This window comes from Pseudocitrobacter sp. 2023LY-00077 (genome assembly GCF_055796175.1).
This window is the reverse complement of record NZ_JBSPEI010000022.1, coordinates 1-24,969: the sequence shown is the minus strand read 5'-3', so window position 1 is coordinate 24,969 and position 24,969 is coordinate 1. Positions and strand designations below refer to the sequence as shown.

Below are 24,969 nucleotides of genomic sequence, written 5' to 3'. Positions count from 1 at the left end.
AGAATTCTCTTATGTACCAGGTTGTTGCATCTGATTTAGATGGCACGCTCCTCGCTCCCGACCACCGCTTAACGCCGTATGCGAAAGAGACGCTGAAATTATTGACCCAAAAAGGGCTTAATTTTGTGTTCGCGACGGGGCGTCATCATATCGACGTAGGGCAGATCCGCGATAATCTCGGGATTGAGGCCTATATGATCACCTCTAACGGCGCGCGCGTGCACGATACTGACGGCAATCTGCTGTTTGCTCACAATCTCGATCGCGATATTGCCGCCGATCTCTTTGGCGTAATGCACAGCAGCCCCGATATCATCACCAACGTTTATCGCGACGACGAGTGGTTTATGAACCGCCATCGTCCGGAAGAGATGCGTTTTTTCAAAGAGGCCGTGTTCAACTATCAGCTTTTTGAGCCAGGCCTGCTGGAGCCGGAAGGCGTCAGCAAAGTCTTCTTCACCAGCAGTAACCATGAAGTCTTACTGCCGCTGGAGCAGGCGATTAACGCGCGCTGGGGCGATCGCGTGAATGTGAGTTTCTCCACGCTCACCTGTCTGGAAGTGATGGCAGGCGGGGTCTCCAAAGGTCATGCGTTGGAAGCGGTTGCCAAAAAGCTGGGTTATAGCCTGAAAGACTGTATCGCGTTTGGCGACGGGATGAACGATGCCGAAATGCTGTCGATGGCGGGTAAAGGCTGCATCATGGCCGGGGCGCATCAGCGTCTGAAAGATCTGCATCCGGAACTGGAAGTGATTGGCTCAAACGCGGATGACGCGGTGCCGCACTACCTGCGTAAGCTCTATCTTGATTAAAAAATGACGACTGAGTATTTATTGCTCAGTCGTCAACCGTTCTCTTCGCTACAATGCGTGTTCATCTTCCTGAGAGACATTCATTGTGGCGCTACTCATTATCACCACTATTCTGTGGGCCTTCTCTTTTAGCTTTTACGGTGAGTACCTTGCCGGTCACGTTGACAGCTATTTTGCCGTACTGGTGCGCGTTGGTCTGGCTGCACTCGTATTTCTGCCGTTTCTGCGTACCCGTGGCAACAGCCTGAAAACGGTCGGCTTGTATATGCTGGTGGGCGCGATGCAGCTTGGCGTGATGTATATGCTCAGCTTCCGCGCGTATCTCTACCTGACGGTGTCCGAACTGTTGCTGTTTACCGTGTTGACGCCGCTCTATATCACCCTGATTTATGACCTGATGAGCAAGCGTCGCCTGCGCTGGGGCTATGCGTTCAGCGCGTTGCTGGCGGTGATTGGCGCCGGGATTATCCGTTACGATCAGGTGACGGACCATTTCTGGACCGGCCTGCTGCTGGTGCAACTCTCCAATATCACCTTTGCGATTGGCATGGTGGGTTACAAACGTCTGATGGAAACCCGCCCAATGCCGCAGCATAACGCTTTTGCGTGGTTCTATCTTGGCGCGTTTTTGGTGGCGATTGTGGCGTGGTCGCTGCTGGGCAACACCCAGAAGATGCCGGAGACCACGCTGCAATGGAGCATTCTGGTCTTTCTTGGCGTGGTGGCTTCCGGGATTGGTTACTTCATGTGGAACTACGGCGCGACCCAGGTGGATGCCGGAACGCTGGGCATTATGAACAATATGCACGTGCCGGCGGGGCTATTGGTTAACCTGGCTATCTGGCATCAACAGCCGCACTGGCCGACATTCATCACAGGCGCGCTGGTGATCCTGGCGTCGCTGTGGGTACATCGAAAGTGGGTCGCTCCGCGCTCTTCACGAACGGAAGATGATCGCACGCGTGGTTCCGCGCTGAACGAATAAACGCCTCCGTGACCGGCTGACGCTGCTCGCCATCGCGTACGGCGGCGTACAGTCGGCTCCACAAGCCTTCACCCAGGGTTTTGGTGACCACCAGACCCTGGCGTTCGAAACTCTCTACCACCCAATGCGGCAGCGCGGCAATCCCCATGCGGGCGGCAACCATCTGAATCAACAATAACGTGTTATCGACGCTTTTCAGCGATGGGCTGATGCCCGCCGGCTGCAGGAAGTGACGCCAGATATCCAGGCGCGAGCGCTGCACCGGATAAATTAGCAGCGTTTCGCTGGCGAGATCTTCCGGCGTAATGCGCGTTTTTGCCGCCAGTGGATGGTCAGGCGCGATAACCAGACGCACCTCATAATCAAACATCGGCGAATAATGCAGCCCGCTGCGCGGCAGAATATCGGAGGTCATGACCAGATCCAGCTCGCCCTGCTGAAGTGCGGGTTGTGGGTCAAACGTGACGCCGGATTTAAAATCCATCTCAACCTGCGGCCAGTTTTTATGGAAGTTTTCCAGTGCAGGCGTCAGCCATTGAATGCAGCTATGACACTCAATGGCAATGCGCAGACGCGTTTGCTGCGGCTCGTTGCAGGCCTGAAGCGCCTGACTGATTTGCGGCAGCACCTGGTTTGCCAACTGGAGCAGGATCTCGCCCTGCGGCGTAAAGCGCAGCGGCTGGCTCTTACGTACAAATAGCCGAAAGCCAAGGCGCTGTTCCAGATCGCTGAACTGGTGGGAAAGGGCGGATTGGGTCTGATGCAGCGTGGCCGCCGCAGCGGCGAGCGACCCGCAGTTCCGCAACGCTTGTAGCGTCTTCAGATGTTTAACTTCGATCATGAAAGTCCTTCACTTCGGCATGAACAATTTGCGCTTGAGGAATATACAGTAACCGCCAATTATGGATGTGTAAACATCTGGACGTCTAAATCATGAAAATTCCATAAGGGGCATACCATGACAATTCTCAATCACACCCTCGGTTTCCCTCGCGTTGGCCTGCGCCGCGAGCTGAAAAAAGCGCAAGAAAGCTACTGGGCGGGGAACTCGACTCAGGAAGCGCTGTTGTCAGTTGGGCGTGAACTACGCGCGCGTCACTGGGAGCAGCAAAAACAGGCCGGTATCGACCTGCTGCCGGTGGGCGATTTTGCCTGGTACGACCATGTTCTGACGACCAGCCTGATGCTGGGCAACGTTCCGGCTCGTCATCAGAACAGCGATGGATCGGTGGATATCGACACCCTGTTCCGTATTGGCCGTGGGCGTGCCCCCACCGGCGAACCAGCGGCGGCAGCGGAAATGACCAAATGGTTTAATACCAACTATCACTACATGGTGCCGGAGTTCGTGAAAGGCCAGCAGTTCAAACTGACCTGGACACAGCTGCTGGAGGAAGTGGATGAAGCGCTGGCGTTGGGCCACCAGGTGAAGCCCGTTCTGCTGGGGCCGGTGACCTATCTGTGGTTGGGTAAGGTCAAAGGCGAGGCATTTGACCGTCTGAACCTGCTCAAAGACATTCTGCCGGTTTATCAGCATGTGCTGAGTGCGCTGGCAAAACGCGGTATTGAGTGGGTACAGATTGATGAACCGGCGCTGGTGCTGGAACTGCCGCAGGCGTGGCGGGAAGCTTATCAATCCGCCTATGACGCTCTTCAGGGGCAGGTGAAATTGCTGCTGACGACTTACTTTGAAGGCGTCACACCTAACCTGGATACCCTTACTGCTCTGCCGATCCAGGGCCTGCATGTTGACCTGGTTCATGGCAAAGATGATGTTGCCGAACTGCATAAGCGCTTGCCTGCCGACTGGCTACTCTCCGCCGGGTTGATTAACGGACGTAACGTCTGGCGCGCCGATCTTACGGAAAAATATGCACAAATTCGCGAAATCGTCGGCAAACGCTCGCTATGGGTGGCATCGTCCTGCTCATTGCTGCACAGCCCAATCGATCTGAGCGTGGAGACGCGTCTGGATGCGGAGGTGAAAAGCTGGTTTGCCTTCGCTCTGCAAAAATGTGAAGAACTGGCGCTGTTGCGCGATGCGCTCAATAGCGGTGATACGTCTGCGCTGGCAGCGTGGAGCGCCCCGATTCAGGCGCGTCGTCACTCAACCCGCGTTCATAATGCGGCGGTAGCAAAACGTCTGGCGGCCATTACCACGCAGGATAGCCAGCGTGCAAATGCTTATGACGTGCGGGCGCAAGCCCAGCGCGCGCGTTTTAACCTGCCTGCCTGGCCGACCACCACGATTGGTTCCTTCCCGCAAACCACGGAAATTCGCACCCTGCGCCTGGATTTCAAAAAGGGTAATCTTGATGCCAACAACTACCGCACGGGCATTGCGGAACAGATTAAACAGGCCATTGTGGAGCAGGAACGTTTAGGGCTTGATGTGCTGGTCCACGGCGAAGCTGAGCGTAATGACATGGTGGAATACTTTGGCGAACATCTGGACGGTTTTGTCTTTACGCAAAACGGCTGGGTGCAGAGCTACGGTTCCCGCTGTGTGAAACCGCCGATTGTTATTGGTGACGTCAGCCGCCCGGCTCCGATCACCGTGGAGTGGGCGAAATACGCGCAGTCGCTGACCGACAAGCCAGTGAAAGGGATGCTCACGGGGCCGGTGACGATTCTCTGCTGGTCCTTCCCGCGTGAAGACGTGAGCCGTGAAACCATCGCCAAACAGATTGCGCTGGCGCTGCGTGATGAAGTGGCGGACCTGGAAGCCGCTGGAATTGGCATCATCCAGATTGACGAACCGGCACTGCGCGAAGGCTTACCGCTGCGCCGCAGCGACTGGGACGCGTATCTCCAGTGGGGCGTGGAAGCCTTCCGTATCAACGCCGCCGTGGCGAAAGATGACACGCAAATCCACACGCATATGTGTTACTGCGAGTTCAACGACATCATGGATTCGATTGCGGCGCTGGATGCAGACGTCATCACTATCGAAACCTCGCGTTCCGATATGGAGTTGCTGGAATCATTTGAAGAGTTTGATTACCCGAACGAAATCGGGCCTGGCGTGTATGACATTCATTCACCGAACGTGCCGAGCGTGGAGTGGATTGAAGCGCTGCTGAAGAAAGCCGAACAGCGCATCCCGGCGGAACGCCTGTGGGTCAACCCGGACTGTGGCCTGAAAACCCGCGGCTGGCCAGAGACCCGCGCGGCGCTGGCGAACATGGTGCAGGCGGCGCAGAATTTGCGTAAGGGGTAAAGTGTACTGGCCCGGTAAGCGAACGCATTACCGGGCAAAATCCTTATTTTTTCCCACCATACTGCTTAAACCACTCCAGCATGCGCTGCCAGCCATCTTTCGCCGATTCTTCATGATAACTTGGACGATAATCCGCATTGAACGCATGCCCGGCGTCCGGGTAAACAATAATATCCGCTTTGGCATTGGCGGCGCGCAGTGCGTGGCGCATGGTTTCTACGGTATCAACCGGAATGCCAGTATCCTGACCGCCGTATAAACCCAGTACCGGTGCATTGAGATCGACGGCGATATCGACAGGATGTTTCGGTGAATTCAGTGATTTATCGCCCAGCAATTTTCCATACCATGCGACGGCGGCTTTTAACTGCGGGTTATGTGCAGCATACAGCCAGGCGATGCGGCCACCCCAGCAGAAGCCGGTGATCATCAGGCGACTGGCATCCCCACCATTGCGTGATGCCCAGTTGGCAACGTGGTCAAGATCGGCCAGCACCTGTGCGTCAGGTACTTTCGTGACCAGGTTATTAAAGAGGGTCGGGATATCGGCATAGTCGTTCGGATCGCCCTGACGGAAATAGAGCTCTGGCGCGATGGCCAGATAGCCTTCTAAGGCCAGGCGGCGACAAATATCGCGAATGTGTTCATGGACGCCAAAAATCTCCTGCACTACGATTACCACCGGAAGCGGGCCATCGCTGTGTTTTGGGCGTGCGTGATACGCGGGTAGCTGATCGCCCTGAGAGGGGATCGATGTTTCGCCAGCGGTTATTTCGGCCTCTGATGTGCGAACAGTGGTCGTTGCGTGAGGTGATGCGGCAGGTGCAAACCCAGGTTGGTTGTTGGTGGTCATGGCATTCTCCGTACCTTTAAATGAGCTTTTAGCGCTTCTGTAATGTTCTTTAATATAGACAAATCACAGTGCCTGAATACGGGCGATTTTTGTGCAACAACGGAAGATATAACTTGTTAATGTGATGTGAATCACTTTTTGCGTGGAATCTTATGCAATATTTTTGGTTCCTGGTGACGGTGGTCACGAAATGTTGTCTTCGTCTTCTGTAAAGTGGCTTTTTGCTTCTTCTGACAAAACCGATCCACAGAGGAGTTTTCTATGTCTAAGTCTGATGTTTTTCATCTCGGCCTCACTAAAAACGATTTACAAGGGGCTACGCTGGCTATCGTCCCTGGCGATCCGGAGCGTGTGGAAAAGATCGCCGCGCTGATGGAAAAGCCGGTCAAACTGGCATCCCATCGCGAATTTACCTCCTGGCGTGCTGAGCTTGATGGCAAGCCGGTGATTGTGTGCTCTACCGGTATCGGCGGCCCGTCTACTTCTATTGCCGTTGAAGAGCTGGCGCAGCTGGGCATCCGCACTTTCCTGCGCGTCGGTACTACCGGCGCGATTCAGCCGCATATCAACGTAGGCGACGTGCTGGTCACCACCGCATCCGTTCGTCTGGACGGTGCGAGTCTGCACTTTGCGCCGATGGAATATCCGGCTGTGGCTGATTTCGACTGCACCACCGCGCTGGTTGCGGCGGCCAAAGAGATTGGCGCGACCACGCACGTTGGCGTAACCGCGTCCTCCGACACCTTCTATCCGGGTCAGGAACGCTACGATACCTTCTCTGGCCGCGTGGTTAGCCGCTTCAAAGGCTCCATGGAAGAGTGGCAGTCGATGGGCGTGATGAACTACGAGATGGAATCCGCGACGCTGCTGACCATGTGTTCCAGCCAGGGGCTGCGCGCAGGGATGGTCGCGGGCGTGATTGTGAACCGTACTCAGCAGGAGATCCCGAACGCTGAGACGATGAAACAAACCGAAAGCCACGCGGTGAAAATCGTTGTGGAAGCGGCTCGCCGCCTGCTGTAAACCTTCTTCTCTTCTTAAAGGCCGACACGTTCGGCCTTTTTCATTTTGCGTACCTCCTCGCAGGAAAAACCTTTTCAACTGGACATCTATACAGCACAATTCTATTTTTGCCGTAAGTCGTTCATGCAGGGGGCATTGTGGATATCGCCATTCTTATTTATTTTCTGGTTGCACTGGCGGGCGTTGCGCTGGGTTGGCTGGCCGCGAGCTATCGCGTCGCGCAGCAGCGGGCGGAACAACTGGCCGAAGAGCGTGATATCTACGGCGAGCTGAGCGCTGCGAAGCAACAGCTGGCTCAGAACGCGCACTGGCGCGAGGAGTGCGAGCTGCTGAACAATGAACTGCGTAGCCTGCGTGAAATCAATACCTCGCTGGAAGCCGATTTGCGTGAAGTGACCACGCGGCTGGAAGCCACGCAGCATCATGCGGAAGACAAAATTCGCCAGATGATCAACAGCGAGCAGCGCCTGAGCGAGCAGTTCGAAAACCTGGCCAACCGTATCTTTGAACACAGCAATCGTCGGGTGGATGAGCAAAACCGTCAAAGCCTCAACAGTTTACTTACCCCGTTGCGCGAGCAGCTTGACGGCTTTCGCCGCCAGGTGCAGGACAGTTTTGGCCAGGAAGCAAAAGAGCGCCACACGCTGGCCCATGAAATTCGTAATCTGCAACAGCTGAATGAACAGATGACGCGTGAAGCCGTCAACCTGACGCGCGCGTTAAAAGGCGACAATAAAACTCAGGGCAACTGGGGCGAAGTGGTGCTGACGCGCGTGCTGGAAGCCTCTGGCCTGCGTGAAGGTTACGAATACGAAACTCAGGTTAGTATCGAAACCGATACCCGCGCCCGCATGCAGCCGGACGTCATCGTTCGCCTGCCACAGGGAAAAGATGTGGTGGTCGATGCCAAAATGACGCTGGTGGCTTATGAACGCTACTTCAATGCCGAAGATGACGTCACCCGCGAACTGGCATTGCAGGAGCACATCGCCGCTGTGCGAAACCATATTCGCCTGCTGGGGCGCAAAGATTATCAGCAGCTTCCGGGGCTGCGAACGCTGGACTACGTCCTGATGTTTATCCCTGTTGAACCCGCCTTTTTGCTGGCATTAGACCGACAGCCCGAACTGATCAATGAAGCTTTAAAAAATAACATTATGCTGGTAAGTCCTACCACTTTGTTGGTAGCGCTACGCACCATTGCTAATCTCTGGCGCTATGAACACCAGAGCCGCAATGCGCAGCAAATCGCCGAACGGGCCAGCCGTCTGTACGACAAAATGCGCCTGTTTATTGATGATATGTCTGCTATCGGGCAGAGCCTGGATAAAGCGCAGGACAACTATCGTCAGGCGATGAAGAAACTCTCTTCCGGGCGCGGGAATCTGCTGGCGCAAACGGAAGCGTTCCGTCACCTCGGTGTCGAGGTGAAACGCGAGATTAATCCGGATTTAGTCGAGCAGGCTACGGCGCAGGATGATGAGTTTCGTTTACGGCAAGGGGCTGATTCTGACGATGATGATCCTCTAGCCGTGGAAAACGGTTAACCCCGTTTGAGGGAGTGTGACGGGGTTGAATCGTAGGGCAATTGCGCCCAATCTGTTACACTCCATGAACATTTTCTTTATAAGCAGGCTTAGAGATGGCTGAGGAATCACAAGACACGACGCACTTTGGCTTTAAGACAATCGCCAAATCCCAGAAGGAAGACATGGTCGCTCACGTTTTCCACTCTGTGGCCGCAAAATACGATGTGATGAACGACTTAATGTCGTTTGGTATTCACCGTTTATGGAAGCGTTTTACCATTGACTGTAGCGGCGTACGTCGTGGGCAAACCGTCCTCGATTTGGCAGGCGGTACGGGCGATTTAACGGCGAAATTCTCCCGCATGGTGGGTGAAACCGGTCGCGTCGTGTTGGCTGATATCAACGACTCTATGCTGAAAATGGGGCGCGAAAAGCTGCGCAACCACGGTGTTATCGGCAACGTGGAATATGTACAGGCGAACGCCGAAGCGCTGCCGTTCCCGGATAACACCTTCGACTGCATTACTATCTCTTTCGGTCTGCGTAACGTCACCGACAAAGAGAAAGCGCTGCGTTCGATGTATCGCGTCCTGAAACCCGGTGGCCGCCTGCTGGTGCTTGAGTTCTCAAAACCGATTATCGAACCGCTGAGCAAAGCCTACGATGCTTACTCCTTCCATATCCTGCCGCGCATTGGTGAAATGGTAGCGAATGATGCAGAAAGCTACCGCTATCTGGCGGAATCCATCCGTATGCACCCCGATCAGGAAACCCTGAAAGCGATGATGCAGGATGCCGGGATGGACAGCGTTGAGTACTTCAACCTGACGGCAGGCATCGTAGCGCTGCATCGCGGTTATAAGTTCTGACAGGAGGGCCTGATGCCTTTAAAACCCTTAGTGACTGCCGGCGTCGAAACGGCACTGAATACTTTTCTGTGGCGTGAGCGGGCGCTTAAGCCTGCCCGGCAACGTCTGGTGGGAAAAGTGCTGCGCGTTGAACTCAAAGAGTTCACGTCGCCGCTGGTGCTGGTGTTTAGCGAGCGGCAGGTCGATGTGCTGGGGGCGTGGGAAGGCGAGGCCGACTGTACTGTCGCGACGCGTATCGGCGTACTGCCGCAACTGCGTAATCGTCAGCAACTGACGGCGCTCATCCGCAACGGTGACCTGGAAGTGCAGGGCGACATCCAGGTCGTGCAAAACCTTGTCGCACTGGCCGACCTGGCCGAGTTTGACCCGGCAGAACTGCTGGCACCCTATACCGGCGATATCGCCGCTGAAGGCGTCAGTAAAGTTCTGCGCGGCGGCGCGAAGTTCCTGCAGCAAGGTCTGGCTCGCCAACAGCATTACGTGGCGGAGGCCGTCACCGAAGAGTGGCGGCTGGCGCCCGGCGCGCTGGAATTAGCCTGGTTCGCTGAAGAGACAATGGCCGTGGAACGCGCCGTTGAAGCGCTGACGAAGCGGCTGGAAAAACTGGAGGGGAAATGACGCCAGGAGAATTACGGCGCCTGTATTTTATCATCCACACCTTTTTGAGTTACGGGCTTGATGAGCTCATTCCCAAAATGCGCATCACTCTGCCGCTGCGAATCTGGCGTCGGATGCTGTTCTGGATGCCAAATCGCCACAAAGACCGCCCGCTGGGTGAACGCATGCGTCTGGCATTGCAGGAGCTGGGCCCGGTCTGGATCAAACTCGGCCAGATGCTCTCTACCCGCCGCGATCTCTTCCCGCCGCATATTGCCGACCAGCTCAGTATGTTGCAGGACCGCGTTGCGCCGTTTGACGGCTTACAGGCGCAAAAGCTGATGGAAAAAGCGATGGGGGATATCCCTATCGAAAGCTGGTTTGACGATTTCGATATTAACCCGCTGGCATCCGCGTCGATTGCCCAGGTGCATACCGCGCGCCTGAAAGAGAACGGCAAAGAGGTGGTGATCAAGGTCATCCGCCCGGACATCCTGCCGGTTATCAAAGCGGACATGAAACTTATCTACCGTCTGGCGCGTTGGGTTCCTCGCCTGCTGCCGGATGGTCGTCGCCTGCGCCCGGTTGAAGTGGTGCGCGACTATGAAAAAACGCTGATTGATGAACTGAATTTGCTGCGCGAAGCGGCGAACGCCATTCAGCTGCGGCGCAATTTCGAAGACAGCCCGATGCTCTATGTGCCGGAAGTGTACTCCGACTATTGCAGCGAAAACATGATGGTGATGGAGCGCATTTACGGTATTCCGGTGTCAGACACCGAAGCGTTACTGAAGCAAAACACCAACATGAAACTGCTGGCCGAGCGTGGCGTGCAGGTCTTCTTCACCCAGGTATTCCGCGACAGCTTTTTCCATGCGGACATGCACCCGGGCAATATTTTCGTCAGCTACGAGCACCCGGAAGATCCGCAATACATCGGCATCGACTGCGGGATTGTCGGCTCGCTGAACAAAGAAGATAAGCGCTATCTGGCGGAGAACTTCATCGCCTTCTTTAACCGCGACTATCGCAAAGTGGCCGAGCTGCACGTTGATTCTGGCTGGGTACCGCCGGACACCAACGTCGAAGATTTCGAGTTCGCGATTCGTACCGTGTGTGAACCTATCTTCGAGAAACCGCTGGCGGAAATTTCCTTCGGGCATGTGTTGCTAAACTTATTCAACACCGCGCGCCGTTTCAACATGGAAGTTCAGCCACAGCTGGTGCTGCTGCAAAAAACGCTGCTTTATGTGGAAGGCGTCGGGCGACAGCTCTATCCGCAGCTCGATTTATGGCAAACGGCGAAGCCGTTCCTTGAATCCTGGCTGAAAGATCAGATAGGCATTCCGGCGCTGGTTCGCGCGCTGAAAGCAAAAGCGCCGTTCTGGATCGAAAAAATGCCTGAATTACCGGAACTGGTGTACGACAGTTTGCGCCAGAGCAAACATTTACAGAGCAGTTTGGATAAGCTTGCCGGCGACATCACCGTGCATCGTACCCGTCAGGGTCAGTCACGGTATCTCTTTGGTATAGGTGCTGTTTTATTATTGAGCGGTACACTACTGCTAATAAATCGCCCGGAATGGGGCTTCATGCCCGCGTGGCTCATGGGCGCGGGGCTGGTGGTATGGTTCGCCGGCTGGCGTAAAACGCGCTGAATTTTGCATCGCTATCACGAGGGCGCATAACGTATAATGCGTCAATGGTTATTTCATCATCTATCACAGAGGAAGATGTATGGGTGGTATTAGTATTTGGCAGTTGCTGATTATCGTCGTTATCGTGGTTCTGCTTTTCGGGACTAAAAAGCTGAGCTCACTGGGGTCTGATTTGGGCGCGTCCATCAAGGGCTTTAAGAAAGCCATGGGTGATGAAGACGACAAGAAAGACAAGTCGACTCAGGATGCGGACTTCACTGCAAAATCAATCACTGACAAGCAGGAAGACGCCAAAAAAGACGAAGCGAAACGCCACGACAACGAGCAGGTGTAATTCGTGTTTGATATTGGTTTCAGTGAACTGCTGCTGGTATTCGTGATTGGCCTTGTTGTATTGGGGCCAAAACGTCTGCCGGTCGCGGTTAAAACGGTTGTTGGCTGGATTCGCGCGCTGCGCTCGCTGGCGACAACGGTGCAAAACGAGCTGACCCAGGAGCTTAAACTTCAGGAATTTCAGGACAGCCTGAAAAAAGTGGAGAAAGCGAGCCTGGATACCCTATCGCCAGAGCTGAAGGCGTCGATGGACGAGCTGCGTGAAGCGGCGGAATCCATGAAGCGCTCTTACTCCGTTCACGATCCTGAAAAGGCGAGTGATGAAGCCAACACTATCCATAATCCGATAGTGAAGGACAGCGAGGAGCAGCGCGCCGGGGTTACCCCGTCGACGGCCGAACATCAGGCCAGTACCGACGAGCAGGTTCCATCCCCCGCTGAAACCCACACGCCAGAAGCGGCGGCGGTTAGCGACTCTGAAAAAGAGAAAAAAACCGCTTCCGTTCCTGATTCATCCCCTGCATCAAGTGATAAATCGTAAACATGGGCGTAGAAGATACTCAACCGCTGGTGTCGCACCTGATTGAACTGCGTAAGCGTCTGCTTAACAGCATCATGGCGGTGTTCATCATTTTTCTGGCGTTAGTCTATTTCGCCAACGATATCTATCAACTGGTCTCTGCGCCGCTGATCCGGCAGATGCCCGTTGGGGCGACGATGATTGCGACCGATGTCGCGTCACCGTTCTTTACCCCCATCAAGCTGACCTTCATGGTGTCGATTATCCTGTCGGCGCCGGTGATTCTTTATCAGGTGTGGGCCTTTGTTGCGCCTGCGCTGTATAAGCATGAACGCCGCCTGGTGGTGCCGCTGCTGGTTTCCAGTACGCTGCTGTTCTATACCGGTATGGCTTTTGCCTATTTCGTGGTGTTCCCTCTGGCTTTCGGCTTCCTGACGCATGCCGCGCCTGCGGGCGTGCTGGTCTCGACCGATATCAAGAGCTACCTCGATTTTGTGATGTCGTTGTTCATCGCTTTCGGGGTCTCCTTCGAAGTGCCGGTGGCGATTGTGCTGCTTTGCTGGGTGGGCGTGACCACCCCGGAAGACTTGCGCAAAAAACGTCCGTATGTACTGGTTGGCGCATTTGTGGTTGGCATGCTGCTGACCCCGCCGGATGTTTTCTCGCAAACGCTGTTGGCGATACCGATGTACTGTTTGTTTGAGGTTGGCGTCTTCTTCGCCCGCTTCTATACCGGCAAGCGAGCGACGCGTGACGAAGACGCGGAAGCCGAAGCTGAAGCTGAAGCCGATAAAAACGAAGAATAAAATCACCGCCCGTCAGGGCGGTTTTTGTATGGAGCCGAGATGTTTGATATTGGCGTAAACCTTACCAGCTCGCAGTTTTCCCACGATCGTGACGATGTTATCGCCCGCGCTCAGGCCGCAGGCGTCAGCGGGATGCTGCTGACCGGAACCAATCGACATGAGAGCGAAGAAGCGCAACAGCTCGCACAGCGGTTTGCCGGGTGCTGGTCTACTGCGGGTGTGCATCCGCACGATAGTAGCAGCTGGAACACGGAGGTGGATGCGAGCATCCGTAAACTGGCGCAGCAGCCGGAAGTGGTGGCGATTGGCGAATGCGGGCTGGACTTCAACCGCAATTTCTCCACCCCAGCAGAGCAGGAGGCGGCGTTTAGCGCGCAGCTGGCACTGGCGGCGGAGCTGTCGATGCCGGTCTTTATGCACTGTCGCGATGCCCACGCGCGTTTTCTGGACTTGCTCGACCCGTGGCTGGATAAGCTGCCTGGCGGGGTTTTACACTGCTTCACCGGTACGCGCGAAGAGATGCAGGCCTGCGTCGATCGCGGCCTGTATATCGGCATTACCGGCTGGGTTTGCGATGAGCGTCGCGGGCTGGAACTGCGTGAGTTGCTGCCATTTATTCCGGCAGAGCGATTGATGATTGAAACGGATGCGCCTTATTTGCTGCCGCGCGACCTGTCGCCAAAACCGAAATCACGACGTAACGAGCCCGCCTTCGTGACGCACATCCTGACGCAAATTGCCCACTGGCGCGGCGAAGAGGCGCAGTGGCTGGCGTCCGTCACTGACAATAACGTTAAGACACTGTTTAATATTACGTTTTAGTTGCTGTCGGTTTTGCGAAAGTCGGTGTTCTTCACGCTTTGCATGACCTGCTTGTTGAGCAGATTGAGCAGCAACATTGAGCGGGCTTCGCCGTCAGGCTCAGAGAAAATCGCCTGCAAGCCTTCAAACGCGCCCTCGGTGATCACCACGCTGTCGCCGGGGAACGGTGTGCTGGGGTCGGTAACGCCTTCGGGTTTATACACCGAAAGCTGATGAATAACGCTGGAAGGAACCGTCGCCGGATGCATACCAAAACGCACAAAATGGCTGACGCCACGGGTCGCATTAATGGTAGTGGTATGAATCACTTCCGGGTCAAACTCAACAAAAAGGTAGTTGGGGAAAAGCGGTTCACTGACTGAAGTACGCTTACCGCGTACGATTTTCTCCAGGGTGATCATCGGCGTCAGGCAACTCACTGCCTGCCGTTCGAGATGTTCCTGAGCGCGCTGAAGTTGACCGCGTTTGCAGTACAGTAAATACCAGGCTTGCATAATGACTCGTTTCCACAATGTAGCGTGCAAGCATATCAAAAGAGTGATGCGATCGCGATTATAACTGATAGTGATAAGTCGAGCGTATTGGTTCACGTGATTTTAACAAAAATACAGCATCACAGCCGCATTCGCCGTATAATGAGGCGCTTACCAGGAGGCCATTAATTTCCCCATGAAATACCACGATCTACGCGACTTTCTGACATTGCTGGAGCAACAGGGTGAACTGAAACGTATTACGTTACCTGTTGACCCTCACCTGGAAATCACCGAAATTGCCGATCGCACCCTGCGTGCTGGCGGCCCGGCGTTACTGTTTGAGAACCCAACGGGTTACGACATGCCGGTGCTGTGTAACCTGTTCGGTACGCCAAAGCGCGTGGCGATGGGGATGGGGCAGGAAGATGTCAGCGCACTGCGCGAAGTGGGGAAACTGCTGGCTTTTCTGAAGGAGCCTGAACCGCCGAAAGGGTTCCGCGATCTCTTCGATAAACTCCCTCATTTCAAGCAAGTGCTTAACATGCCGACTAAGCGTCTGCGTGGCGCGCCGTGCCAGCAAAAAATCATCTCCGGTGATGACGTCGATTTATCGCGTATTCCGGTGATGACCTGCTGGCCGGAAGATGCGGCACCGTTAATCACCTGGGGGCTGACGGTAACGCGCGGCCCGCACAAAGAGCGACAGAACCTGGGTATCTATCGCCAACAGGTGATCGGCAAAAACAAACTGATTATGCGCTGGCTGTCGCATCGCGGCGGCGCGCTCGATTTTCAGGAGTGGTGCGCGGCGCATCCGGGCGAGCGATTCCCGGTATCCGTGGCGCTGGGTGCCGATCCTGCGACGATTCTCGGCGCGGTCACGCCGGTGCCGGATACGCTGTCGGAATACGCGTTCGCGGGTTTGCTGCGCGGCACAAAAACCGAAGTGGTGAAGTGCGTTTCCAACGACCTGGAAGTGCCTGCCAGCGCGGAAATCGTGCTGGAAGGGTATATCGAAATCGGTGAGATGGCACCGGAAGGCCCATATGGCGACCACACCGGTTACTACAACGAAGTGGATAACTTCCCGGTGTTTACCGTCACGCATATTACCCAGCGCGATGATGCTATTTATCACTCGACCTACACCGGACGTCCGCCTGATGAGCCGGCGGTGCTGGGTGTGGCGTTAAACGAAGTCTTCGTACCGATTCTGCAAAAGCAGTTCCCCGAAATCGTCGATTTCTATCTGCCGCCGGAAGGGTGTTCTTACCGTCTGGCGGTTGTTACGATGAAAAAACAGTACGCCGGGCACGCGAAACGGGTGATGATGGGCGTATGGTCGTTTTTACGCCAGTTTATGTACACCAAGTTTGTTATCGTCTGCGATGACGATGTGAATGCGCGTGACTGGAATGATGTTATCTGGGCGATTACCACCCGTATGGACCCCGCGCGGGACACGGTTCTGGTGGAAAACACGCCAATAGATTATCTGGATTTTGCCTCGCCGGTTTCCGGTCTGGGGTCAAAAATGGGGCTGGATGCCACCAATAAATGGCCAGGAGAAACCCAACGTGAATGGGGGCGTCCGATCAAAAAAGATCCGGCGGTCACGGCGCGTATCGACGCTATCTGGGATGAGCTGGCCATTTTTAGCGACAGCAAACGCGATTAACGCGGCTGTTCTGCCTGTTCAGGCACTGACGATTGGGGCAGTATTCAGACCCTGAAATGACTATAAGATCCGACAGAGGGAGCGCATGACAATTTTAAGCTGTAAAGTGACCTCGGTAGATGCCATCACCGACACTGTATATCGCGTCCGTTTAGTACCCGAAGCCCCATTCTCGTTCCAGGCGGGTCAGTATTTAATGGTCGTGATGGATGAGCGTGATAAACGCCCGTTCTCCATGGCCTCCACGCCGGATCAGCAGGACTATATCGAACTGCATATTGGCGCATCGGAGCTCAATCTGTACGCGATGGCGGTTATGGATCGCATTCTGAAGGATCGCGAAATTGTCGTTGATATTCCTCATGGCGAAGCCTGGCTGCGCGACGATGAAGAACGTCCGCTGATTTTAATCGCGGGCGGTACTGGCTTCTCCTACGTGCGCTCCATTCTGCTGACTGCGCTGAAGCGTAACCCTAACCGTGATGTCACCATTTACTGGGGCGGTCGTGAAGAGAAACATCTGTATGACCTTGCCGAGCTGGAAGCGTTAACGGTTAATCATCCGAAGCTGAATGTTATCCCGGTTGTTGAGCAGCCCGATGATGAGTGGCGTGGCCGCTCCGGTACCGTGCTGACGGCAGTATTGCAGGATTACGGTACGCTGGCGGAGCACGATATCTATATTGCCGGCCGTTTCGAAATGGCGAAAATCGCCCGTGACCTGTTCTGCAACGAACGTCAGGCGCGTGAAGACCGCCTGTTTGGCGATGCGTTTGCGTTTATTTAAGCAATAAAAAACCCGCCCCTGACAGGCGGGAAGAACGGCAACTAATCTTTTAATTTATCGGCCGGGGGCGCTATGCTTGCCCGGCCGACTTGCACTTATACGCGTTCAAATACGGTCGCAATCCCCTGACCTAACCCGATACACATTGTCGCCAGGCCGAACTGGGCGTCTTTGCGTTCCATCAGGTTCAGCAGCGTGGTACTGATACGCGCACCTGAACATCCCAACGGATGACCCAGGGCGATCGCCCCGCCGTTGAGGTTGATCTTCTCGTCGATCTGTTCTGTCAGCCCCAGATCTTTAATACATGGCAAGATCTGCGCGGCAAACGCTTCGTTCATTTCAAACAGGTCGATATCGCTTACCGACAGGCCCGCTTTTTTCAGCGCCAGCTTAGACGACGGAACCGGGCCATAACCCATGATAGACGGATCGCAGCCGACAACCGCCATTGAGCGAATGCGCGCGCGCGGTGTGAAGCCCAGTTCGCGGGCGCGGCTTTCGCTCATGACCAGCATGGCGGAAGCGCCATCGGAAAGCGCGGAAGAGGAACCGGCGGTAACCGTGCCGGTGACCGGATCGAATGCCGGTTTCAGCGTCGCGAGCGCTTCAACGGTGGTTTCCGGTCGAATCACCTCATCGTAGTTAAACTGCTTCAGAACGCCGTCGGCATCGTGACCCCCTGTTGGGACTATCTCATTTTTAAACGCGCCGGACTGGGTTGCGGCCCAGGCACGCGCGTGAGAGCGGGCAGCAAAGGCGTCCTGCATCTCGCGGCTGATGCCGTGCATCCGCGCCAGCATTTCGGCGGTTAAGCCCATCATGCCCGCCGCTTTGGCGACGTTACGGCTTAAACCTGGGTGGAAATCGACGCCGTGGCTCATCGGCACGTGACCCATATGTTCAACACCGCCGATAAGGCAGGCGTGCGCATCGCCGGTCATGATCATACGTGCGGCGTCGTGCAACGCCTGCATCGATGAACCACACAGGCGGTTAACGGTGTTTGCAGGCACCGAGTGCGGTACTTCCGCCAACAGGGCGGCGTTACGCGCAATGTTAAAACCCTGCTCCAGCGTCTGCTGCACGCAGCCCCAGTAAATATCATCAAGAGACGCCGCTTCCAGCGCCGGGTTGCGCGCCAGCAGGCTACGCATCAGGTGCGCGGAGAGGTCTTCTGCACGCACGTGACGGAAGGCGCCGCCTTTTGAACGGCCCATCGGGGTACGAATTGCATCGACAATGACAACCTGTTCCATTGTGACTCCTTAAGCCGTTTTCAGTGCGCCAACCGGACGGGCGGGCTCCACTGCGGGATAATACGGTTCGTTATGACGCGCTTTATTGCGCAGACCTTCCGGCACGTCATACAACGGACCGAGGTGCTGATACTGCTGCGCCATATCGAGATATTTCGCGCTACCCAGCGTATCCAGCCAGCGGAATGCGCCGCCGTGGAACGGAGGGAAGCCCAGGCCGTAAACCAGCGCCATGTCTGCTTCTGCCGGGCTGGCAATGATGCCCTCTTCCAGGCAGCGCACCACTTCGTTGACCATCGGGATCATCATGCGGGCGATGATCTCTTCGTCGCTGAAGTCGCGCTTCGGCTGGGAAACATCGGCCAGCAGGCTGTCGGTTTGTGCGTCTTCTTCTTTTTTCGGTTTGCCTTTGCTGTCTTCTTTATAGCGCCAGAAGCCAAGACCATTTTTCTGCCCGAAGCGGCTGGCATCAAACAGGGCGTCGATCGCGTCGCGATAATCTTTCTGCATGCGCTGCGGGAAACCTGCTGCCATCACCGCCTGGGCGTGATGTGCGGTGTCGATACCGACCACGTCCAGCAGATAAGCCGGGCCCATCGGCCAGCCGAACTGTTTCTCCATTACTTTGTCGACTTTGCGGAAATCCGCGCCGTCGCGCAGCAGCTGGCTGAAACCGGCGAAGTAGGGGAACAGCACGCGGTTAACGAAGAAGCCGGGGCAGTCGTTGACCACAATCGGCGTTTTGCCCATCTGGCTGGCCCAGGAAACCACTTTGGCGATGGTTTGCTCGCTGGTCTTTTTACCGCGAATGATTTCAACCAGCGGCATGCGGTGCACCGGGTTGAAGAAGTGCATGCCGCAGAAGTTTTCCGGGCGTTCCAGCGCGTCGGCCAGTTCGCCGATCGGGATTGTTGAAGTGTTGGAGGCCAGCACAGCATCCGGGCGGACTTTTTGCTCGGTTTCCGCCAGCACTGCTTTTTTCACCTTCGGATTTTCAACAACCGCTTCCACAACGACGTCTACACGGTCGAACCCGGCGTAATCCAGTGTGGGCTGGATGGTGGAAATGACGCCTGCCAGTTTCAGACCATCAATTTTGCCGCGCTCCAGCTGCTTATTGAGCAGTTTGCTGGCTTCCGTCATGCCAAGCGTCAGCGATTTCTCATTGATATCTTTCATGATCACCGGCACGCCTTTCCAGGCCGACTGATACGCGATGCCGCCGCCCATAATGCCTGCGCCCAGAACCGCCGCGTGTTTCGGCGCATCGGTGGTCTTGGCGAGTTTTTTCGCCAGACCTTTTACATATTGATCGTTAAGGAAGATGCCAACCAGCGCGCGCGCTTCGTTGGTGTGCGCCAGCGGGACAAAGCTTTGGTTTTCCAGCTTCAGCGCGTCATCGCGCCCCAGACGGGCAGCGGCTTCAATGGTTTTCACCGCCGTAATCGGCGCCGGATAGTGTTTACCCGCCGTCTGCATCACCATGCCTTTGGCGATAGTGAAGCTCATGGTGGCTTCCACTTTACTGAGCTTCAGCGGTTCCAGTTTCGGACGACGCTTCGCGCGCCAGTCGAGATCGCCGTTTATCGCCTGGCGCAATACGGCCAGCGCACCGTCGATCAGTTTCTCGTGTTTAACAACGCCATCCACCAGACCGATTTTCAGCGCGTGTTCAGCACCAACATCTTTCCCGGCAGCGATAATTTCCAGCGCGCTGTCCGCGCCCAAAAGGCGAGGCATACGCACGGAACCGCCAAAACCGGGCATGATCCCCAGTTTGGTTTCCGGCAGGCCGATGCGCAGGTCTGGCGTGGCTAAACGGTAATCGGTCGCCAGTACGCATTCGCAGCCGCCGCCCAGCGCATAGCCGTTCACGGCGGCGATGGTCGGAACCGGTAAATCTTCCAGACGGTTGAAGACGCTGTTGGCGAAATGCAGCCATTCGCTGAGTTGCTCTTCCGGCACCAGGAACAGCGAGAGGAATTCGGTAATGTCTGCGCCGACGATAAACGCCGCTTTTTCAGAGCGCAGCAGCAGCCCTTTCAGCTCTTTTTGTTTTTCGAGGACATCGAGCGCGTGACCGAGGCTGGCTACGGTCGCCGTATCTAATTTATTCACCGAGCCGGGGGCATCGAACACCAGTTCGGCAATGCCATCTTCCAGCCAGTTGAGGTACAGGGTATCGCCTTTGTAGAGCATGTCAGTCTCCTGAATCCAGCAGTGTAATCTGGTCGTACCAGATGAGGCTGAGTGTGGTTTTTATGTTAATAAAATGCAAATTACTCTTTAAATATTTGCTGGGGAGATCACGACTGGTGGAGATCACGCAGGTTCGGCGAGGTGTGCTAAGATGCGAAAACTTGAGGGCAAAAATGTACAAGGACTAAAAATGGAATCACTGGCTGCACTCTACAAAAATCATATCGCCACCCTGCAGGAACGTGCGCGTAACGCGCTGGACCGCTTCAAGCTGGATGCGCTGTTAATTCATTCCGGCGAACTGATGAATGTGTTCCTCGATGACCACGCGTATCCGTTCAAGGTCAACCCGCAGTTTAAAGCCTGGGTGCCCGTGACGCAGGTGCCAAACTGCTGGCTGCTGGTGGATGGCGTCAACAAACCGAAGCTGTGGTTCTACCTGCCGGTCGATTACTGGCACAACGTTGAGCCGTTGCCGACCTCCTTCTGGACCGAGGAAGTTGAGGTGATTGCGCTGCCGAAAGCAGACGGCATTGCCAGCCAGCTGCCAGCGGCTCGTGGAAATATTGGCTATATCGGTCCGGTTCCGGAGCGCGCGATTGGCCTGGGCATTGCTGCCGATAAGATCAACCCGAAAGGCGTGATTGATTACCTGCACTACTATCGTTCTTATAAAACGGATTACGAACTGGCCTGTATGCGCGAAGCGCAGAAAACAGCGGTCAACGGCCATCGCGCAGCGGAAGAAGCTTTCCGTTCCGGGATGAGCGAGTTCGACATCAATCAGGCGTACCTGACGGCGACCGGCCATCGCGATACCGATGTACCGTATGGCAACATCGTGGCACTGAATGAACACGCCTCTGTATTGCACTACACCAAACTGGATCACCGCGTGCCGTCTGAAGTGCGTAGCTTCCTGCTGGACGCTGGCGCGGAATATAACGGTTATGCCGCTGATCTCACCCGCACCTGGGCGGCGCACAGCGACAATGATTTCGCCCATCTGATCAAAGACGTGAATGACGAGCAGCTGGCGCTGATCGCCACCATGAAAGCGGGTGTCAGCTACGTGGATTACCATATCCAGTTCCATCAGCGCATCGCAAAAATCCTGCGTAAACATCAAATCCTCACCGATATGAGCGAAGAGGCGATGGTTGAAAATGACCTGACCGGGCCATTTATGCCGCACGGTATTGGTCACCCGTTGGGATTACAGGTTCATGATGTCGCGGGCTTTATGCAGGATGACACCGGCACGCACCTGGCAGCGCCGTCGAAATATCCGTACCTGCGCTGCACCCGCGTGTTGCAACCGCGCATGGTGCTGACCATCGAGCCGGGCATTTACTTCATTGAATCTCTGCTGGCGCCGTGGCGTGAAGGGCAGTTCAGCAAGCACTTCAACTGGCAGAAAATTGAAGCACTGAAACCGTTCGGCGGGATTCGCATCGAAGATAACGTCGTGATCCACGAAAATAACGTTGAGAACATGACGCGCGATCTGAAACTGGCGTAATGGAAAGTTGGCCGATACCGGCGTCGCCGGTCACGTTTACTGAAGAGATTAAAAAGAGCCGTTTCATCACCCTGCTGGCGCATACCGACGGGGTGGAGGCGGCGAAAGCGTTTGTTGAGTCGGTGAGGGCGGAACATCCTGATGCCCGTCACCACTGTGTCGCCTGGGTTGCCGGGCGGCCAGATGACTCACAGCAGCTTGGCTTTTCAGATGATGGTGAACCGGCGGGAACGGCGGGTAAGCCCATGCTGGCGCAGCTTATGGGAAGCGGCGTCGGCGAAATTACCGCCGTGGTGGTTCGCTACTACGGCGGCGTGCTGTTGGGAACGGGCGGCCTGGTGAAAGCCTATGGCGGCGGTGTCCAGCAGGCGCTAAATCAACTCACAACACAAATCAAAACGCCATTAACCGAATATACTCTGTTGTGTGAATACGGTCAGTTGTCGGGGATAGAAACGCTGCTGGGGCAATTCTCTGGCGTGATTGTGGCCAGTGACTATCAGGCATCGGTACAGCTACGCGTGGCGCTTCCGCAAGCGAAAGTGGATGCTTTTACAGCAAAACTGGCTGATTTTAGTCGTGGTTCATTGCAATTGTTAGCGATTGAAGAATAATCCCCCTCCTTACTTTTATACCAAAGGAAGCGCCAGAGATGCATTTTCGTGCCATAACCCGAATCGTCGGACTTCTGGTCATCTTGTTTTCGGGAACCATGATCCTTCCCGGCCTGGTGGCATTGATTTACCGCGATGGCGCCGGGCGGGCATTTACCCAAACCTTTTTTGTCGCGCTGGTGATTGGCTCGTTACTGTGGTGGCCGAACCGCCGCGAGAAGGGCGAACTCAAATCGCGCGAAGGGTTTTTGATTGTGGTCCTGTTCTGGACCGTACTGGGCAGCGTGGGTGCGCTTCCCTTTATCTTCTCTGAGCAGCCAAACCTCACGATAACCGATGCTTTTTTTGAATCCTTTTCCGGGCTGACAACGACCGGCGCGACGACGCTGGTGGGCCTCGATTCACTTCCGCATGCGATTCTCTTTTATCGACAGATGCTGCAATGGTTCGGCGGTATGGGGATCATTGTGTTAGCCGTGGCGATTCTGCCTATCCTCGGCGTCGGGGGGATGCAGCTTTATCGTGCCGAGATGCCGGGGCCGTTGAAAGATAACAAGATGCGGCCGCGTATTGCGGAAACGGCAAAAACCCTGTGGCTCATCTATGTATTGCTGACCGTCGCCTGTGCGCTGGCGCTGTGGTTTGCGGGTATGCCGGCGTTCGACGCCATCGGTCACAGCTTCGCGACTATCGCGATTGGCGGTTTTTCGACGCATGATGCCAGCGTGGGCTACTTCGACAGCCCAACGATTAACACCATTATTGCTATCTTCTTACTGATCTCCGGGTGTAACTACGGTCTGCACTTCTCGTTACTGAGCGGGCGGAGCCTGAAGGTTTACTGGCGCGATCCGGAATTCCGGATGTTTATTGGCGTTCAGTTGACGCTGGTCTTTATCTGTACGCTGGTGCTCTATTTCCATAACGTTTACAGCTCTGCGCTGACGACGCTAAACCAGGCCTTCTTCCAGGTGGTGTCGATGGCGACGACGGCGGGCTTTACGACGGACAGCATCGCTCGCTGGCCGCTCTTCCTGCCGGTGCTGTTACTCTGCTCGGCGTTTATCGGCGGTTGCGCCGGGTCGACGGGCGGTGGTCTGAAGGTGATTCGTATCCTGCTGCTGTTCAAGCAGGGGAACCGCGAACTAAAACGTCTGGTGCATCCGAATGCGGTGTATAGCATCAAGCTGGGCAACCGTGCGCTGCCGGAACGTATTCTCGAAGCGGTATGGGGATTCTTCTCTGCGTATGCGCTGGTGTTCATTATCAGTATGCTGGCGATTATCGCGACCGGCGTGGATGACTTCTCCGCGTTTGCCTCGGTAGTGGCAACGCTGAATAACCTGGGGCCAGGGCTTGGCGTGGTGGCGGATAACTTTGCCAGCATGAACCCGGTGGCGAAGTGGATCCTGATTGCGAACATGCTGTTTGGTCGTCTGGAAGTCTTTACGCTGCTGGTGTTGTTTACCCCAACCTTCTGGCGCGAATAAGTGGAGCTTGCGTTGAAAACATTAATTCTCTTCTCTACCCGTGATGGTCAGACGCGTGAAATTGCCGCGTACCTCTCTTCCGAGCTCAAAGAGCTGGGTATTGATTCCGAGCTGGTGAATCTGAATCGCACTCAGGACGTTGAGTGGGAACAGTATGACCGCGTTGTGGTGGGAGCGTCGATTCGCTATGGGCACTTCCATTCAGCGGTCGATCGTTTTGTGAAAAAGCATGCCGCGCAGATGCAGGCATTACCGAGCGCTTTCTTCTCGGTGAACCTGGTGGCGCGTAAACCCGAGAAGCGATCGCCGCAGACCAATAACTACACGCGTAAGTTTCTGCTTGCCTCTCCATGGCAGCCGGATGCCTGCGCCGTTTTTGCCGGGGCGCTGCGTTACCCGCGTTATCGCTGGTATGACCGCTTTATGATCCGCCTGATTATGAAGATGACGGGCGGCGAAACGGATACCCGTAAAGAAGTGGTTTATACGGACTGGCAGCAGGTAGCCCATTTCGCCCGCGAAATTGCGCATATTCCGCGCAAATAGCGCACGAATGTAGCGCATTGCCTGGAAAATGAGCGAACGAAAAGTTTTTTGTATTTTATGCTTGCGAGATCTCAATTACTCCCTATAATGCGCCTCCACTGACACGGAACAACGGCCTCTAAGCCGCCGGGTTAGCAGGCTTCCTTCGGGAACGCCGCCAGAGAAAAGCGAAAATAAGCGCTTGACTCTGAAGGAGGAAAGCGTAATATGCGCCACCTCGCAACGGTGAGCTTCACGCCGCGTTGCACTGCTCTTTAACAATTTATCAGACAATCTGTGTGGGCACTCAATGATACGGATTCTTAACGTCGCAAGACGATAAATGAATACCAAGTCTCTGAGTGAACACGTAATTCATTACGAAGTTTAAT

Annotated in this window: 23 protein-coding genes; 18 read left to right on the top strand and 5 right to left on the bottom strand. The window is 55.3% G+C overall.

Annotation, left to right across the window (positions count from 1 at the left end; translation table 11 throughout):
- Positions 1–11 precede the first annotated feature (11 nt).
- Together yigL and bioP are read left to right on the top strand one after the other, a co-directional pair.
- The gene (yigL, locus tag ACWWFX_RS21990) at positions 12–812 is read left to right on the top strand and encodes a sugar/pyridoxal phosphate phosphatase YigL (protein ID WP_276223086.1); all 801 of its coding nucleotides are present in this window, start codon (positions 12–14) and stop codon (positions 810–812) included.
- An 85-nt stretch (positions 813–897) separates the two neighbouring features.
- Positions 898–1,797 (top strand): biotin transporter, encoded by a 900-nt coding sequence (gene bioP / locus ACWWFX_RS21985; protein WP_276223084.1) that lies wholly within the window; start codon positions 898–900, stop codon positions 1,795–1,797.
- Here the strand turns inward: bioP and metR are convergent.
- Positions 1,685–2,638: an HTH-type transcriptional regulator MetR gene (metR, locus tag ACWWFX_RS21980; protein ID WP_015966416.1), complete on the bottom strand. Its 954-nt coding sequence runs from the start codon at positions 2,636–2,638 to the stop codon at positions 1,685–1,687. The two genes, bioP and metR, sit on opposite strands and share 113 nt — an antisense overlap.
- A 117-nt stretch (positions 2,639–2,755) precedes the next feature.
- On the opposite strand from metR, the gene metE reads away from it, so the two are divergent.
- Positions 2,756–5,017, top strand: a complete 2,262-nt coding sequence (metE, locus tag ACWWFX_RS21975; RefSeq protein ID WP_473224782.1) for a 5-methyltetrahydropteroyltriglutamate--homocysteine S-methyltransferase — start codon at positions 2,756–2,758, stop codon at positions 5,015–5,017.
- A 43-nt stretch (positions 5,018–5,060) separates the two neighbouring features.
- On the opposite strand, the gene ACWWFX_RS21970 is transcribed toward metE, so the two are convergent.
- Positions 5,061–5,870: a dienelactone hydrolase family protein gene (locus ACWWFX_RS21970; RefSeq protein ID WP_473224781.1), complete on the bottom strand. Its 810-nt coding sequence runs from the start codon at positions 5,868–5,870 to the stop codon at positions 5,061–5,063.
- Positions 5,871–6,131: 261 nt separating this feature from the next.
- Between ACWWFX_RS21970 and udp the strand changes: the two genes are divergently transcribed.
- The 9 genes from udp (at position 6,132) to tatD (ending at position 14,027) form a co-directional block, all read left to right on the top strand.
- A complete protein-coding gene (udp, locus tag ACWWFX_RS21965; protein WP_015966413.1) occupies positions 6,132–6,893 on the top strand; it encodes a uridine phosphorylase in 762 nt (253 codons plus the stop codon).
- A gap of 137 nt (positions 6,894–7,030) precedes the next feature.
- On the top strand, positions 7,031–8,440 hold the full coding sequence (gene rmuC / locus ACWWFX_RS21960; RefSeq protein ID WP_473224780.1) for a DNA recombination protein RmuC: 1,410 nt from the start codon (positions 7,031–7,033) through the stop codon (positions 8,438–8,440).
- A gap of 95 nt (positions 8,441–8,535) precedes the next feature.
- Positions 8,536–9,291, top strand: coding sequence for a bifunctional demethylmenaquinone methyltransferase/2-methoxy-6-polyprenyl-1,4-benzoquinol methylase UbiE (ubiE, locus tag ACWWFX_RS21955; protein WP_015966411.1), 756 nt, complete (start codon positions 8,536–8,538; stop codon positions 9,289–9,291).
- 12 nt (positions 9,292–9,303) lie between these two features.
- On the top strand, positions 9,304–9,909 hold the full coding sequence (gene ubiJ, locus ACWWFX_RS21950; protein ID WP_276223073.1) for a ubiquinone biosynthesis protein UbiJ: 606 nt from the start codon (positions 9,304–9,306) through the stop codon (positions 9,907–9,909).
- Positions 9,906–11,546 (top strand): ubiquinone biosynthesis regulatory protein kinase UbiB, encoded by a 1,641-nt coding sequence (gene ubiB / locus ACWWFX_RS21945; RefSeq protein WP_231825699.1) that lies wholly within the window; start codon positions 9,906–9,908, stop codon positions 11,544–11,546. The genes ubiJ and ubiB overlap by 4 nt, the downstream gene beginning before the upstream one ends.
- Positions 11,547–11,625: 79 nt before the next feature.
- Positions 11,626–11,880, top strand: a complete 255-nt coding sequence (gene tatA / locus ACWWFX_RS21940) for a Sec-independent protein translocase subunit TatA (protein WP_015966408.1) — start codon at positions 11,626–11,628, stop codon at positions 11,878–11,880.
- Between the two features lie 3 nt (positions 11,881–11,883).
- Positions 11,884–12,420, top strand: a complete 537-nt coding sequence (gene tatB / locus ACWWFX_RS21935) for a Sec-independent protein translocase protein TatB (RefSeq protein ID WP_015966407.1) — start codon at positions 11,884–11,886, stop codon at positions 12,418–12,420.
- Between the two features lie 2 nt (positions 12,421–12,422).
- Positions 12,423–13,205: a Sec-independent protein translocase subunit TatC gene (gene tatC, locus ACWWFX_RS21930; protein ID WP_473224779.1), complete on the top strand. Its 783-nt coding sequence runs from the start codon at positions 12,423–12,425 to the stop codon at positions 13,203–13,205.
- Positions 13,206–13,244: 39 nt separating this feature from the next.
- Positions 13,245–14,027, top strand: coding sequence for a 3'-5' ssDNA/RNA exonuclease TatD (gene tatD, locus ACWWFX_RS21925; RefSeq protein ID WP_276223068.1), 783 nt, complete (start codon positions 13,245–13,247; stop codon positions 14,025–14,027).
- On the opposite strand, the gene rfaH is transcribed toward tatD, so the two are convergent.
- Positions 14,024–14,521, bottom strand: a complete 498-nt coding sequence (gene rfaH, locus ACWWFX_RS21920) for a transcription/translation regulatory transformer protein RfaH (protein WP_276223066.1) — start codon at positions 14,519–14,521, stop codon at positions 14,024–14,026. The genes tatD and rfaH overlap by 4 nt on opposite strands.
- Positions 14,522–14,696: 175 nt before the next feature.
- Here rfaH and ubiD point away from each other — a divergent pair, with 175 nt between their 5' ends.
- Positions 14,697–16,181: a 4-hydroxy-3-polyprenylbenzoate decarboxylase gene (gene ubiD / locus ACWWFX_RS21915; protein WP_015966403.1), complete on the top strand. Its 1,485-nt coding sequence runs from the start codon at positions 14,697–14,699 to the stop codon at positions 16,179–16,181.
- A gap of 85 nt (positions 16,182–16,266) precedes the next feature.
- Positions 16,267–16,968: an NAD(P)H-flavin reductase gene (gene fre / locus ACWWFX_RS21910; protein ID WP_108476882.1), complete on the top strand. Its 702-nt coding sequence runs from the start codon at positions 16,267–16,269 to the stop codon at positions 16,966–16,968.
- A gap of 95 nt (positions 16,969–17,063) precedes the next feature.
- On the opposite strand, the gene fadA is transcribed toward fre, so the two are convergent.
- Both fadA and fadB read right to left on the bottom strand, forming a co-directional pair.
- A complete protein-coding gene (gene fadA / locus ACWWFX_RS21905) occupies positions 17,064–18,227 on the bottom strand; it encodes an acetyl-CoA C-acyltransferase FadA (protein WP_473224778.1) in 1,164 nt (387 codons plus the stop codon).
- A 9-nt stretch (positions 18,228–18,236) separates the two neighbouring features.
- Positions 18,237–20,426 carry a fatty acid oxidation complex subunit alpha FadB gene (gene fadB, locus ACWWFX_RS21900; protein WP_456146683.1) on the bottom strand — a complete coding sequence of 730 codons (2,190 nt, stop codon included), beginning with the start codon at positions 20,424–20,426 and terminating at the stop codon, positions 18,237–18,239.
- A gap of 190 nt (positions 20,427–20,616) precedes the next feature.
- Here fadB and pepQ point away from each other — a divergent pair, with 190 nt between their 5' ends.
- The 4 genes from pepQ to hemG are packed head-to-tail and all read left to right on the top strand — an operon-like array spanning position 20,617 to position 24,598.
- Positions 20,617–21,948, top strand: coding sequence for a Xaa-Pro dipeptidase (gene pepQ, locus ACWWFX_RS21895; protein ID WP_276223059.1), 1,332 nt, complete (start codon positions 20,617–20,619; stop codon positions 21,946–21,948).
- Positions 21,948–22,562, top strand: coding sequence for an IMPACT family protein (locus ACWWFX_RS21890; RefSeq protein WP_276223057.1), 615 nt, complete (start codon positions 21,948–21,950; stop codon positions 22,560–22,562). Before pepQ ends, ACWWFX_RS21890 begins: the two co-directional genes overlap by 1 nt.
- A gap of 38 nt (positions 22,563–22,600) precedes the next feature.
- Positions 22,601–24,052, top strand: a complete 1,452-nt coding sequence (gene trkH / locus ACWWFX_RS21885) for a Trk system potassium transporter TrkH (RefSeq protein ID WP_276223055.1) — start codon at positions 22,601–22,603, stop codon at positions 24,050–24,052.
- Between the two features lie 12 nt (positions 24,053–24,064).
- Positions 24,065–24,598, top strand: a complete 534-nt coding sequence (gene hemG / locus ACWWFX_RS21880) for a menaquinone-dependent protoporphyrinogen IX dehydrogenase (RefSeq protein ID WP_253899081.1) — start codon at positions 24,065–24,067, stop codon at positions 24,596–24,598.
- Positions 24,599–24,969 lie beyond the last annotated feature (371 nt).